The organism is Gordonia sp. VNK21 (assembly GCF_046098115.1).
In the GTDB taxonomy this organism is placed as follows: Bacteria; Actinomycetota; Actinomycetes; order Mycobacteriales; family Mycobacteriaceae; genus Gordonia.
Genome location: NZ_JBJURU010000006.1, coordinates 15,237 through 28,442, shown reverse-complemented (window position 1 = coordinate 28,442; position 13,206 = coordinate 15,237). Strand labels below are relative to the sequence as shown.

16 protein-coding genes and 1 pseudogene are annotated in these 13,206 nt (G+C 69.2%); 16 read left to right on the top strand and 1 reads right to left on the bottom strand.

The genetic code is table 11. The features are described 5' to 3' along the window. Positions 1-104: 104 nt before the first annotated feature. Positions 105-1,733, bottom strand: a pseudogene (locus tag ACJMNC_RS07980) (AMP-binding protein); the annotation flags it as partial. Between the two features lie 492 nt (positions 1,734-2,225). Between ACJMNC_RS07980 and rpsJ the strand changes: the two are divergent. The 16 genes from rpsJ to ACJMNC_RS07900 all read left to right on the top strand — a co-directional run bounded on the left by rpsJ (position 2,226) and on the right by ACJMNC_RS07900 (position 13,197). Continuing rightward, on the top strand, positions 2,226-2,531 hold the full coding sequence (gene rpsJ, locus ACJMNC_RS07975; protein WP_003938093.1) for a 30S ribosomal protein S10: 306 nt from the start codon (positions 2,226-2,228) through the stop codon (positions 2,529-2,531). Positions 2,532-2,547: 16 nt separating this feature from the next. Beyond that, positions 2,548-3,204 (top strand): 50S ribosomal protein L3, encoded by a 657-nt coding sequence (gene rplC, locus ACJMNC_RS07970; protein WP_408947412.1) that lies wholly within the window; start codon positions 2,548-2,550, stop codon positions 3,202-3,204. After that, the gene (rplD, locus tag ACJMNC_RS07965; protein ID WP_408947411.1) at positions 3,201-3,866 is read left to right on the top strand and encodes a 50S ribosomal protein L4; all 666 of its coding nucleotides are present in this window, start codon (positions 3,201-3,203) and stop codon (positions 3,864-3,866) included. The genes rplC and rplD overlap by 4 nt, the downstream gene beginning before the upstream one ends. Before the next feature lie 2 nt (positions 3,867-3,868). Beyond that, positions 3,869-4,174, top strand: coding sequence for a 50S ribosomal protein L23 (gene rplW / locus ACJMNC_RS07960; RefSeq protein ID WP_408947410.1), 306 nt, complete (start codon positions 3,869-3,871; stop codon positions 4,172-4,174). Between the two features lie 33 nt (positions 4,175-4,207). Next, the gene (gene rplB / locus ACJMNC_RS07955; RefSeq protein WP_408947409.1) at positions 4,208-5,047 is read left to right on the top strand and encodes a 50S ribosomal protein L2; all 840 of its coding nucleotides are present in this window, start codon (positions 4,208-4,210) and stop codon (positions 5,045-5,047) included. A gap of 18 nt (positions 5,048-5,065) precedes the next feature. After that, positions 5,066-5,347 (top strand): 30S ribosomal protein S19, encoded by a 282-nt coding sequence (gene rpsS / locus ACJMNC_RS07950; RefSeq protein ID WP_006899370.1) that lies wholly within the window; start codon positions 5,066-5,068, stop codon positions 5,345-5,347. A gap of 2 nt (positions 5,348-5,349) precedes the next feature. Beyond that, positions 5,350-5,760: a 50S ribosomal protein L22 gene (gene rplV / locus ACJMNC_RS07945; protein WP_408947408.1), complete on the top strand. Its 411-nt coding sequence runs from the start codon at positions 5,350-5,352 to the stop codon at positions 5,758-5,760. 2 nt (positions 5,761-5,762) lie between these two features. Continuing rightward, positions 5,763-6,590 carry a 30S ribosomal protein S3 gene (gene rpsC / locus ACJMNC_RS07940; RefSeq protein WP_408947407.1) on the top strand — a complete coding sequence of 276 codons (828 nt, stop codon included), beginning with the start codon at positions 5,763-5,765 and terminating at the stop codon, positions 6,588-6,590. Positions 6,591-6,594: 4 nt separating this feature from the next. Continuing rightward, positions 6,595-7,011, top strand: coding sequence for a 50S ribosomal protein L16 (gene rplP / locus ACJMNC_RS07935; RefSeq protein ID WP_408947406.1), 417 nt, complete (start codon positions 6,595-6,597; stop codon positions 7,009-7,011). Then, entirely contained in the window at positions 7,011-7,244 is a 234-nt protein-coding gene (gene rpmC / locus ACJMNC_RS07930; RefSeq protein WP_408947405.1) for a 50S ribosomal protein L29, read from the top strand. The genes rplP and rpmC overlap by 1 nt, the downstream gene beginning before the upstream one ends. Next, positions 7,241-7,522: a 30S ribosomal protein S17 gene (gene rpsQ / locus ACJMNC_RS07925; protein ID WP_408947404.1), complete on the top strand. Its 282-nt coding sequence runs from the start codon at positions 7,241-7,243 to the stop codon at positions 7,520-7,522. The genes rpmC and rpsQ overlap by 4 nt, the downstream gene beginning before the upstream one ends. Before the next feature lie 132 nt (positions 7,523-7,654). Further along, positions 7,655-8,899 carry a sensor histidine kinase gene (locus tag ACJMNC_RS07920; protein ID WP_408947403.1) on the top strand — a complete coding sequence of 415 codons (1,245 nt, stop codon included), beginning with the start codon at positions 7,655-7,657 and terminating at the stop codon, positions 8,897-8,899. Beyond that, positions 8,899-9,906 carry a hypothetical protein gene (locus ACJMNC_RS07915; protein ID WP_408947402.1) on the top strand — a complete coding sequence of 336 codons (1,008 nt, stop codon included), beginning with the start codon at positions 8,899-8,901 and terminating at the stop codon, positions 9,904-9,906. Before ACJMNC_RS07920 ends, ACJMNC_RS07915 begins: the two co-directional genes overlap by 1 nt. Before the next feature lie 119 nt (positions 9,907-10,025). Further along, complete coding sequence (locus ACJMNC_RS07910; RefSeq protein WP_408947401.1) at positions 10,026-11,513, top strand: ATP-binding cassette domain-containing protein; 1,488 nt, start codon at positions 10,026-10,028, stop codon at positions 11,511-11,513. Next, positions 11,510-12,340, top strand: coding sequence for an ABC transporter permease (locus tag ACJMNC_RS07905; protein ID WP_408947400.1), 831 nt, complete (start codon positions 11,510-11,512; stop codon positions 12,338-12,340). The genes ACJMNC_RS07910 and ACJMNC_RS07905 overlap by 4 nt, the downstream gene beginning before the upstream one ends. Then, positions 12,337-13,197 (top strand): ABC transporter permease, encoded by an 861-nt coding sequence (locus ACJMNC_RS07900; RefSeq protein ID WP_408947399.1) that lies wholly within the window; start codon positions 12,337-12,339, stop codon positions 13,195-13,197. The genes ACJMNC_RS07905 and ACJMNC_RS07900 overlap by 4 nt, the downstream gene beginning before the upstream one ends. The last annotated feature ends 9 nt before the right edge of the window (positions 13,198-13,206 follow it).

Genomic DNA, 13,206 nt, shown 5'->3' with positions numbered 1-13,206 from the left:
CAGCAAGGATCCGTGGCCCGCCCCGGCTCGTACATAGAGGATTGGTGCCCGGCGTATCGAGGTCCCGCGCCGAGGTCCCCTCGAAAGACCCGGCTACTCGTCGAGGGGCCGGTGGGGAGGAGGCGGCGGACGAGCTTGCCGGTCGGGTTGCGCGGCAGGTCGTCGACGATCACCACATCGCGCGGGACCTTGTAGCGGGCCAGATGCGCCTTGACGTAGGCGCGCAGCTCGTCGGCGTCGGGTTCGGCGCCCTCGGCGGCGACGATGAAGGCCCGCAGCCGGGTGCCGTACTCGTCGTCGTCCACGCCGATCACCGCCACGTCGGCGACCGTGGGATGGGTGGCGAGGTGGTTCTCCACCTCCAGGGGGTAGAGGTTCTCGCCGCCGGAGACGATCATGTCGTCGTCGCGGCCGGCGATGAACCACAGACCGTCCTCGTCGACGTAGGCCATGTCGCCGGTGGACATGTAGCCGTCGATCTCGGCCTTGGTCCGGCCGTCGGTGTAGCCCTGGAACGGGGCCAGGGTGCGGGCGAAGAGCCGGGCCTTGACGTTCGGACTGCTCACGCGGCGGCCGTCGTCGTCGAACAGCGCCAGGTGGCTGGTGGTGGGCGGCCGGCCGATGGTGCCGGGCCGGGCGCGCAGTTCGGCGGGGGTGGCGATGGCCACCACGCCCACCTCGGTGGACCCGTACAGGTTGTAGAGGACCTCCCCGAAGGCGTCCTGGAAGCGTTCGCACAGGGTGGGGGAGAGCGACGAGCCGGCGACCACCACGGTCGTCAGCGCGCTCAGGTCGTATTTGCCGATGATCTCCGGACCGAGCTCGATCATCCGGTGCAGCATGGTCGGCACCGCGACGAGCCCGGCCGAGCGGTGTGCGGCGAGCGCGGCGAGGGTGGCTTCGGCGTCGAAGCGGCGCATCACCACCGTCTCGTTGTGCAGCGCGGTGCTCACCGACCACAGGGCGAAGCCGGTCGAGTGGAACAGCGGGGAGACGATCACCATCGAGCCGTCGCGCGGGAAGCCGATGCGGTCGAGCAGCAGCACCGAGGCGAACGGGGAGAACTTGGCGCGGTTGGCGCCCTTGGGCAGTCCGGTGGTGCCGCTGGTGAGGATCACCATCCCGCCCCACTTCTCCGGCTCCGGCGGCGGCACCCGGCTGCCGGAGGCGACGGCCTCGTCGAGGGTGAGGACACCGTCGGGGACGAGCGCATCCGGCTCGTGCCAGGTGAGGATGCGCGGCAGATCTGCCGGCAGGTCGGCGGTGACCTCGGCGAACTCCTCGTCGTAGAGCAGCGCGTCGAGCTTCTCCCTGGCGGCCACCTCGGTGAACTGTGCGCGGCCGGTGCCGGTGTTCATCAGCGCGAGCCGCAGTCCGGCCCGGCCTGTCCCGGCCAGCGCCAGCGGCACCGCCCGCGAGTCGCGTGCCATCAGGCCGACGGTGTCACCGGGCTGCAGGCCTGCGGTCAGCAGCGTGTTGGCCAGGGCGTTGGCCTGCTCGTCGAGGTCACGCCAGGTCAGGGTGCCGTGTTCGTCGGTGAAGCCGGGGGCGTCGGGAACGTCGTGCGCATTGTGCTTGAGGACGGTCGCCGGCGGTCCCACGGTCTTGTTGCCTTTGGCCAGGTCGACGAAGCGCCCCGGATCCCGGACGTCGATCAGCCCCTCTCGGTGCAGGCATCTGATGGCGCCGGCGGTGTCGGTCAGCTGGCCGCGGATGTCCCCGAGCTTTCCCATGCGGCCTACCCTAGGGGGCGTCATCGGCGCCCACAGGCGGTTCCCGAGACCGCCGGAGGTTCCCGAGACCGATCAGCCGGTCTCGGGAACGCGCCACGGTCGCGCCGAACGCGGCAGTCTCCGCGCTCGGGGGCGTCGGACCGGCCTCGATTTGTCCTGAGTCCGGCCGTACTGCATACTGGTCAGGTTGCCTCTGATGAGGCGATGAACTCCACCGGACCGCAGACGCGGATCCGGGCGTGTAACGCGTGCCCGCCTCTGGCGGAGCCACGGTCACGACACGCCCGACCGCGGGTACCGGGGAAGCTGCCGGCGGAAGCCGGCGCCGGATCGTGGGATCCGGCAGCGTACAACGACGAAAAGAACAGCGTCGATCACCGCCTTGTCAGGCGTGGTCATGTGGCTCACGTTGCCGCTCGCGCCCTGCTGCGCGAGTGTTGGTCCACGCGGTGTTCTGCTCGTCGAGAGACCCAGAGACGAAGAGGACACAGCGTGGCGGGACAAAAGATCCGCATCAGGCTCAAGGCCTACGACCACGAGGCGATCGACGCTTCGGCGCGCAAGATCGTGGAGACCGTCACCCGTACGGGTGCGCGCGTGGTCGGCCCGGTGCCGTTGCCCACCGAAAAGAACGTGTACTGCGTCATCCGTTCGCCGCACAAGTACAAGGACAGCCGCGAACACTTCGAGATGCGCACTCACAAGCGACTCATCGACATCCTCGACCCGACGCCGAAGACCGTCGACGCGCTCATGCGCATCGACCTGCCGGCCAGCGTCGACGTCAACATCCAGTGACGGGGGCGAAGAGATAATGAGCAATCAGACTGCAACCAAGGGCCTGCTGGGCACCAAGCTCGGCATGACCCAGGTCTTCGACGAGAACAACCGGGTGGTCCCGGTGACGGTCATCGCGACCGGCTCCAACGTCGTGACTCAGCTGCGCACCGCCGAGCGTGACGGCTACACCGCCGTGCAGCTCGCCTACGGTGCCATCGATCCCCGCAAGGTGAACAAGCCGGTCACCGGCCAGTTCGCCAAGGCGGGCGTCACCCCGCGCCGGCACCTCGCCGAGATCCGGGTGGCCGACACCGCCGAGTTCGAGGTGGGCCAGGAGCTCAGCGCCGACATCTTCACCGACGGTGTCAAGGTGGACGTGACGGGCACCTCCAAGGGCAAGGGCTTCGCCGGCGTCATGAAGCGTCACGGCTTCGCCGGCCTGGGCGCCAGCCACGGTGCGCACCGCGTGCACCGTGCGCCGGGCTCGATCGGTGGCTGCGCCACCCCGGGCCGTGTGTTCAAGGGCATGCGTATGGCAGGCCGTATGGGCAACGACAAGGTGACCACGCAGAACCTCACCGTCCACAAGGTGGACGCCGAGGCCGGTCTCCTGCTGATCAAGGGCGCGATCCCCGGCCGCAAGGGCGGCATCGTGGTGATCCGCGACGCAGTGAAGGGTGGCGACAAGTGAGCACCGAAACCGCAACCAAGCTGACGCTGGACGTCCGCAACGCCGACGGCAGCACCGCCGGCACCGTGGACCTGCCGGCCGAGCTGTTCGACCAGACCGCGAACATCGCGCTCATGCACCAGGTGGTCATCGCCCAGCAGGCGGCCGGCCGTCAGGGCACGCACTCGACCAAGACCCGCGGCGAGGTCCGCGGCGGCGGCGCCAAGCCGTACCGCCAGAAGGGCACCGGCCGGGCGCGTCAGGGTTCGACCCGCGCTCCGCAGTTCGTCGGCGGTGGCACCGTTCACGGTCCGCAGCCGCGCGACTACACGCAGAAGGTCAACAAGAAGATGAAGGCCGCCGCGCTGCGCGGTGCCCTCTCCGACCGGGCGCGTAACGAGCGGATCCACGTGGTGACCGAGCTGGTCGCCGGACAGACCCCGTCCACCAAGGCGGCCCGGACCTTCCTCGAGGCGCTCAGCGCCCGCCGGAAGTTCCTGGTGGTCCTGAACCGTGAGGACGAGGCGGCTCGCAAGAGCGTCGCGAACCTGCAGAACGTGCACGCGATCACTCCGGATCAGCTCAACACCTACGACGTCATCGACTCCGATGAGGTGGTCTTCAGCGTCGCTTCGCTGAACGCCTTCATCGAGGCGAACACCAAGACCGTGAAGGAGGCGTGAGGATGGCTACCATCGCTGACCCGCGCGACATCATCCTGGCGCCGGTGATCTCGGAGAAGTCCTACGGGCTGATCGAAGACGACGTGTACACCTTCCTGGTGCACCCGGACTCGAACAAGACCCAGATCAAGATCGCCATCGAGCAGATCTTCGATGTGAAGGTCGCCAGCGTCAACACCGCCAACCGGCAGGGCAAGCGCAAGCGCACCCGCTACGGCTACGGACAGCGCAAGAGCACCAAGCGTGCCATCGTGACCCTGGCCGAAGGCAGCAAGCCCATCGAGATCTTCGGAGGCTCGGTCAGCTGACCGGGGCTTCGAAAGAAGAGGGACTAGAGACTCATGGCTATTCGTAAGTACAAGCCGACTACCCCGGGCCGCCGCGGCTCGTCGGGTGCCGACTTCTCCGAGGTGACCCGTAACCACCCCGAGAAGTCGCTGGTGCGCCCGCTCCACGGCAAGGGTGGGCGTAACGCCCACGGTCGTATCACCACCCGTCACAAGGGTGGCGGCCACAAGCGCGCCTACCGCGTCATCGACTTCCGTCGCAACGACAAGGACGGCATCAACGCCAAGGTCGCTCACATCGAGTACGACCCCAACCGCACCGCGCGGATCGCGCTGCTGCACTACGTCGACGGCGAGAAGCGCTACATCATCGCCCCCAAGGGCCTGAAGCAGGGCGACGTCGTCGAGTCGGGTGCGAACGCCGACATCAAGGCGGGCAACAACCTGCCGCTGCGCAACATCCCGACCGGTACCCAGATCCACAACGTGGAGCTGCGTCCGGGCGGCGGGGCCAAGCTGGCCCGCAGCGCCGGCGCCTCGATCCAGCTGCTGGGCAAGGAGGGCACCTACGCCTCCCTGCGCATGCCGTCGGGTGAGATCCGCCGTGTCGACGTGCGCTGCCGCGCCACCGTCGGCGAGGTGGGCAACGCCGAGCAGGCCAACATCAACTGGGGCAAGGCCGGCCGCATGCGGTGGAAGGGCAAGCGCCCGACCGTCCGCGGTGTGGTCATGAACCCGGTGGACCACCCGCACGGCGGTGGTGAGGGCAAGACCTCCGGTGGCCGCCACCCGGTCAGCCCGTGGGGCAAGCCCGAGGGCCGCACCCGCAAGCCGAACAAGCCGAGCGATCAGCTCATCGTCCGCCGCCGTCGTACCGGCAAGAACAAGCGATAACAAGGAGGAGGTAAGAAAATGCCACGCAGCCTGAAGAAGGGCCCGTTCGTCGACGACCACCTCCTGAAGAAGGTGGACGCGCAGAACGAAAAGGGCACCAAGCAGGTCATCAAGACCTGGTCCCGGCGTTCGACCATCATCCCGGACTTCATCGGTCACACTTTCGCCGTCCACGACGGCCGGAAGCACGTCCCGGTGTTCGTGTCCGAGTCCATGGTCGGCCACAAGCTGGGCGAGTTCGCACCCACCCGTACCTTCAAGGGTCACATCAAGGATGACCGGAAAGCGAAGCGCCGGTAATCATGACTACCAAGACTGAGAACGACGTGCAGACGGCACGCGCCACCGCGCGGTTCGTTCGCGTCACGCCGATGAAGGCGCGTCGCGTCCTGGACCTGATCAAGGGCAAGAGCGTCGACGAGGCGCTCGACATCCTGCGGTTCGCCCCGCAGGCCGCCAGTGAGCCTGTCGCCAAGGTGCTTGCGAGCGCCGCGGCCAACGCCGAGAACAACCAGGGCCTCGATCGCCGGACCCTGGTCGTGAGCGAGGCCTTCGCCAACGAGGGCCCGACCCTCAAGCGGTTCCAGCCGCGTGCGCAGGGTCGTGCTTTCCGGATTCGCAAGCGCACCAGCCACATCACCGTGGTGGTGGCCAGCGTGGGCGAGGCCGGCGGCCGTAACCGCTCGCGTCAGCAGAAGAAGAAGGGAGCCTAGTAGTGGGCCAGAAGATCAATCCCCACGGCTTCCGTCTGGGCATCACCACCGACTGGAACTCGCGTTGGTACGCCGACAAGCAGTACGCGGATTACGTGAAGGAAGACGTCGCGATCCGCAAGCTGCTGAGCACCGGCCTCGAGCGGGCCGGCATCTCCAAGGTGGAGATCGAGCGCACCCGTGACCGGGTCCGCGTCGACATCCACACCGCCCGTCCGGGCATCGTCATCGGCCGCCGCGGCGCCGAAGCCGATCGCATCCGCGGCGAGCTGGAGAAGCTCACCGGCAAGCAGGTCCAGCTGAACATCCTCGAGGTGAAGAACCCCGAGTCGGATGCGCAGCTGGTGGCGCAGGGTGTGGCCGAGCAGCTGAGCAACCGTGTGGCGTTCCGCCGCGCGATGCGCAAGGCGATCCAGTCGGCCATGCGTCAGCCGAACGTGAAGGGCATCCGGGTCCAGTGCTCGGGTCGTCTGGGCGGTGCTGAGATGAGCCGCAAGGAGTTCTACCGCGAGGGTCGCGTCCCGCTGCACACGCTGCGTGCCGACATCGACTACGGGCTCTACGAAGCCAAGACCACTTTCGGCCGTATCGGCGTGAAGGTGTGGATCTACAAGGGCGACATCGTCGGCGGACGCCGCGAGCTGGCTGCGGCCGCTCCGGCCGCCGAGGACCGTCGTTCGCGTCGTCCCAGCCGTCCGCGTCGCAGCGGTGCCTCGGGCACCACCGCGACCGGTACCGAGGCCGGCCGCTCCGCGGCCGCCGAGGCCACGGCTGCCGACGCTCCCGCGACCGCGTCTGCGCCCGCGCAGGCCGAGAACCAGGAGGGCTGAGGCAATGTTGATCCCTCGTCGGGTCAAGCACCGCAAGCAGCACCATCCGAGCCTGAAGGGTCAGGCCAAGGGCGGCACCAAGGTCACCTTCGGTGACTACGGCATCCAGGCCCTGGAGGGTGCGTACATCACCAACCGTCAGATCGAGTCCGCTCGTATCGCGATCAACCGCCACATCAAGCGTGGCGGCAAGGTCTGGATCAACATCTTCCCGGACCGCCCGATCACGAAGAAGCCGGCCGAAACCCGCATGGGTTCCGGTAAGGGTTCGCCCGAGTGGTGGGTCGCCCCGGTCAAGCCGGGCCGCGTGCTCTTCGAGATGACCTACCCCAATGAGGAGATCGCTCGCGAGGCCCTGCGTCGCGCGCAGCACAAGCTCCCCATCAAGACCCGGATCGTGACCAGAGAGGAGCAGTTCTGATGGCACTCGGAATCGCTGCGTCTGAGCTCCGCGAGCTCAGCGACGATGATCTGGTTTCGCGGCTGAAGGAGTCGAAGGAAGAGCTGTTCAACCTTCGTTTCCAGATGGCCACCGGCCAGCTCGACAACAACCGCCGACTGCGGACCGTGCGTCGCGAGATCGCGCGCGTCTACACCGTCATGCGCGAGCGCGAGCTGGGCCTGGCGTCGGGTCCGGAAGGTGAAGACGCATGAGTGAGGACCAGAACGTGAACGTCGAAGAGCGCAACCGCCGCAAGGAGCGGATCGGTTACGTCGTCAGTGACAAGATGCAGAAGACCATCGTGGTCGAGCTGGAGGATCGTAAGCGCCACGCGCTGTACGGCAAGATCATCCGGACCACGAGCAAGGTCAAGGCGCACGACGAGCAGGAGGAAGCCGGTATCGGCGACCGCGTGCGGATCATGGAGACCCGCCCGCTGTCGGCCACCAAGCACTGGCGCCTGGTCGAGGTGCTGGAGAAGGCCAAGTAAGGTCCCTCCGGCACTCGCCGCACAGCAACAACCGCCGGCCCGGCTTCCCCTCGGGGGAGCCGGGCCGGCGGCATCGGTGCGTCCGGTGCCGGTGGTTGGGCCGTCGGGCGAAGCCCGCACATGGGAAGATCAGTGATCGTGGTGACTGTGGACGCGGCGGGTGAGGCGTCGGGCGCGCTGGCGGTCCGGTTGCGTCGCAGCCTGGCCGACGGGGTCGCCGGGAAGATGCAGCGGCTCTTCGCCGGGCTGCTGGGGGTGGGCTATCTGGCGTTCGCCGGGGCCGCCTTCGAGGCGGCCGGCCGCAACGGACTGGTGGACGTCGCGTGGTGGCGCTGGGTGTACTCCGGCGCACCCTTGATCGCGGCGGTGCTGCTGCTCGTCGTCGCGGCCACGGGGTGCCAGCGGTTGCTGCTGGTGGTCGGTGCGATCGCCGCGGTGGCCGCGCCCGTTCTTGCGGCGCTGTTCCTGCTGGCCCGCAACGGTGAGACCGGTGAGAGCGCGCTGATCGCCCAGCCGGTGATGCCCGGTATCACGCTGCACATGTCGGCGCTGATCCTGGTGCTCGCCCGGCGGTACCGGTGGGCGTTGGCCGCGGTCGTGGTCACCTCGGTCGTCGGCACCACGTGTGTGGTGGTGGCCGTCTACGGCGCGATGACGGTCGACGGGGCGGCGCAGATCGTCTGGGCCGTGGCAGTGGGCATCGTGTACGTCGCCGTGACCCGGCTGATGATGATGACCGCCGACCGGTACGACCGGGAGCAGCAGCGGACCGCTCATGCGCTGGAAGTGGACTCCTGGCACAGCCGGCGCGGCCGGGAGGAGGCGCGCATCGACGCCCTGGTCCACGATCAGATCATCGCCCTGCTCAACTCGATCCGGCCGGGTCCGGTGCACCCGGACGCGCAGGCCTATGCGCGCGGGGTGCTCGACACCATCGACTCCTGGCACGACGACGCCGACGACGAGACCGAGGCGACACAGTCGGCTGAGGCGGCGTTGCGCCGGCTCCGTGCCGCCGTGACGGAGTACGGCGACCGCCCGGAGATCGTCGAGGATCTCAGTGCGCCGCGTGAGCGCTACCCCCGGGAGGCCGTCACCGCTGTGGCCGATGCCGCCGGGGAGGCGGTGCGCAATGCGCTGCGGCATGCGGGGCCGGAGGCCGGCATCCTCGCGGTGATCGTGCTCGGCGACGGTGTGCTCGGGGTGACCGTCGTCGACGACGGCCCGGGCTTCGACCCGGCATCCGTGCGGCCGACGGCGATGGGTCTGGCCGTGGCGATCGAGGGACGGATGCAACAGCTTCCCGGAGGTTCGGCGGCGGTCCGCACCGAACTGGGCACCGGCACCCGGGTGCGGGTGCAGTGGAGCAGGACCTGATGCGCGCGATCTCGGCGTGGGGCGGCGTCCGGCTGGCGGTGGCGCTGTGTGCGATCGCGCAGCTGGCGGTGGTGCCGTTCGCCCCGGATCCGAGCCGGTCGCCGGCCGCGTACTGGACGCTCGTCGGCCTGTGCGCGGTGCTGATCAGTGCGGCACTGGTGATGGAGGTCTTCCTCTGGGAGAAGGTGCCGTCGTATGCGGGTGCGGTCGGGGCGGCGGTCGCCGCGGTGGGAGCGGTGGCTGCCCGCTGGGGTGCGCTGCTGGTGGGCGAGCCGGACAGTCTGAGCGCGACGGTCACGATGATCTCCGGTGTGCTGCTGGTGCTGCTCTTCCTCATTTTCCGCGGTCACACCGCGGTGGCCGTCGCGGCGGTGGCGGGAGGATTGACCGTCGGGCTGCTCATGGGAGCGCACACCGACTACCAGAACTGGCTCCGTCTGGCGGTGCCTCCGGTGGCCCTGTCGATGTTTCTGGTGGTGGCCGTGGCCGGAGTGGGCGTGCGGCTGATGGCCGGTGAGATCGGTCTGCTGCAGCAGTCCCGCTCGCGGTCGCGGACCCGGGTGGGGCAGGAGCGCCAGGCCAGTGCACGCCGGCGTACCCGCTTGGACCGGATCAACGCGCAGGTGCGTCCGCTGATCGAGCGGATGGCCGACGGCGGCGACCTCGATGACGGCGACGTGGCTCAGGCCCGCCTGCTGGAGGCGCGGTTGCGCGACGGTATCCGCGCGCCGGCCCTGGACTCGCCGGTGCTGGCGGTGATGGTCGGCGAGGCGCGCCGGCGCGGCCTCACGGTGACCCTGCTCGACGACGGCGGCCTGGACGGCCTGCCCGACACCGAACGCGCACGGGCGGTGCAGGCCGTCTCGGTGACGCTGATCGACGAACTGGAACGCCTCGAGCACGGGCGGGTCACCGCCCGGATTCTGCCGCCCGGCCGGGAGCAGATCGCGATCATCACCGTGCACGAACAGTCCGGGACCCGGTTGGTGGAGGTCGGTCCGCCCTGAACGCCGGGCCGGCCGATCCTGGCTGTTCAAGCGATTTCGGCCGTCCGGAGTGAAACACTCGGTGCTGCGGGGACGGATAAGCACTAGGGCCGGTTCCGTCCGACCAGAGGATCGGGACAATGACGGTCGGCTGCGCCGATCGCCGAGTCGACAGATGGGACGCCATGCCGGAGGACGAGGTCGCCACCAGTGAGCGGCGGAGCACCACGGGAGCCGAGCCGGCGGCGGGTGTACCGTCCGCCCGGCACGCCGACCCCGGCGACTGGGCGGCGGACGTCGATACGGCGGCCGACCAACTCAAGCAGTGGCGCGCATCGCTGGACGCGGCCGCCCCGGCCCCCGCCGTCACCCGCGGACCCGACGACCCGGGCCGCTCACCCGGCGGCTCCGGCCGGACGACGCCGTCTCCGGTCTTTCCCGTCGACGTGCCCATGGTGCCGTCGCGTCAGTTCCCGACGGGCGGCCAGCGCAGGCTCAAGCGCGCCGAACCGATCGCCGACGCCGGTATGCCCGTGGGCGCGCACCGGCCGGAGCCGGACCAGAAGTACTGGAGTGTGATCGCGCCGGGGCCGGGACGGCATGCGGCGCCCCCCGAGCGGCCCGCCGAACCGGTGGAGCCCGAGCCGGAGACGGTCGCCTTTCCCGCATTGCCGGCCTCCGTCGCGGCGTCGGACGAACTCGCGATCGAGGTCGTCGGTCTCCGCAAGAGCTTCAAGGACATGGTGGCCGTCGACGGGGTCAGCTTCAGCGTGCCCAAGGGCCGGATCCTCGGTCTGCTCGGACCGAACGGTGCCGGCAAGACGACCATCGTCAACATGCTGACCACGCTGCTCCGGCCGGATGGAGGCTCGGCGAAGGTCGCCGGGCACGACATCGTCGGCGAGACCGCCGCGGTGCGGCGCTCGATCATGCTCACCGGCCAGTTCGCCGCACTCGACGAGGCGCTCAGCGGCCGCGAGAACCTGGTGATGTTCGGCCGGCTGCTCGGTCTTCGCAAGTCCGTCGCCAAGCGGCGTGCCGAAGAGCTGCTGGCGGTGTTCGGTCTGACCCAGGCCGGAGACCGCAAGGTCCGGGAGTATTCGGGAGGTATGCGCCGGCGCATCGACATCGCGTGCGGTCTGGTCACCGAGCCGAAAGTGGTGTTCCTGGACGAGCCGACCACCGGACTGGACCCGCGCAGCCGGCAGGACGTCTGGAACCTCGTCGAGCAGTTGCGTGAGGTCGGGGTCACCGTGCTGCTGACCACGCAGTATCTCGAGGAGGCCGACCTGCTGGCCGATCGGATCGTGGTGATCGACAAGGGCCGGGTGATCGCGGAGGGGACCGCCGACGAGCTCAAGGAGCAGACCGGGGCCGCGTACTGCGAGCTCACGCCGGCGCACCCGGCGTACCTGCCCAGGCTCAAAGCCAAGCTGAGCGCTCAGCTCGGGCTGCAGGCGATCTCCGAGAACGGGCGGGTCGCGGTACCGGCGCCGGAGGGCGCGCAGACGCTCAGCGAGGTGCTGCGCTGTGTGGAACAGGCGCAGATCCCGCTGGCCGACATCAGCCTCCGGAAGCCCTCGCTCGACGAGGCCTTCCTGGCACTGACCGAGGTCGACGACGCATGACCGGTGTGAGCGTGCCTGCCGGCGAGCACCTGTCGTTCGACCTTCCCGTCGGACGGCTCAGTGCCGCCCAGCAGTGGTGGGTGCTGACGGTCCGCGGCCTCACCCAGGTGCTCCGCAACGGCGAGTTCCTCTTCGCCTTCCTCTCGCCGGCGATGTTCGCGGTGTGCTTCTTCGTGCCGCTGCGCAAGGTCATGGACACCCTGGGCGTGGACTATGCGCAGTTCCTCATGCCGATCATCATGCTGCAGTCGATGTCGTTCGTGGCGTCGTCGGCGGCCATGCGCTCCTCGCTCGACGGGCACTTCGGCGTCAGCGAACGGTTCCGGGTGATGCCGATGCCCGCCCTGGTGCCGGCGTCGGCGCGGATGGTGACCAATCTCGTGCTGCTCGGCGTCGCACTCGTCTGCGGGCTGATCGCCTGCGTGCTGCTCGGCTGGCGGCCGTCGGCGGTCGATCAGGGCGGCGGCGGGTGGTCGGGTGCGCTGCTGGCGGTGGTCATCGTGGGCGCCGTGGGGCTGGTGCTCGCGGCGGTGGCCGACGCCATCGGGCTGGTCTCGTCGAGTCCGGCCATGACCAGCCAGGTGCTGTACTTCCCGACCCTGATCCTGGGCATGCTCTCCAACGGTTTCGTGCCGACGGAGAGATTCCCGGAGTGGATCCGCGGCTTCGTCCGCAATCAGCCGATCTCGCAGTTCGTCGCGTCGATCCGGCTGGCCCAGGACGGCGCGTTGACCTGGCACGCCTTCTGGCCGTCGCTGTGCTGGCTGGCCGGACTGCTGGTTCTGGCGGGCGTCCTGTTCACGATCGCGGTGCGGAGGGGACGATGACCGCTACCGCCACCCGGACGGGTCTGCCCCAGAGCGTCGGTCCCGGGGCCTTCGCCGTCGCCGACCGGCAGGCCTCGGAGCGGTCGCTGCGGGGCTGGCTGAAGCAGACGTGGGTGCTGACGGTCCGGCAGCTGCTGGTGGTGTGCCGGGAGTGGCCGATCCTGGCGCAGATCATCCTGATGCCGGCGGTGACCATGCTGATGTTCAAGGTGGTGCTCGGCGACGTGGTCGGGGAGGCGACCGGGACCGACAGCGCTTTCGGCACCGTGCCGCTGATCATTCTGGTGAGTGCGATGAACGGCAGCATGGTCGCGGCGGTCAAGCTCAACCTGGAGCGCCAGAACGGCGTCCTCGCCCGCCTGTGGGTGATGCCGATCAACAGGATGGCCGACTTCAGCTCACGTCTGGCCGCCGAGGCGCTGCGCATCGTGATCACCACGGCTGTGCTCGTCGCCGCCGGGCACCTGATCGGATTCCGGTTCACCCAGGGCGTCGGCCCGGCGATCGGCTTGTTCGCCGTCGCCGTGGTCTTCGGCCTGGCCTTCGCCGTGCTCACGCTCGCGCTCGCGGTGAATCTTCCGGCCGGCGTGCCGGTCGCGCTGTACCTGAGCCTGCTGATGACCCTGCTGATGTTCTTCAATTCGGGGTTCTGTCCGATCGATCAGTATCCGGGCTGGCTGCAGCCGATCGTGGCGAACCAGCCGATGACGCCGGCCATCGACGCGATGCGGGCGATGGCGGCCGGTGGACCGCTCGCCGCGGATCTGTGGAAGGTGGCCGGCTGGGCGGCCGGGATCGCCGCAGTTCTCGGCTACCCGGCCCTGCGCGGCTATCGCCGCGCTGCTGTCGGCCGCTGATTCGCCCGA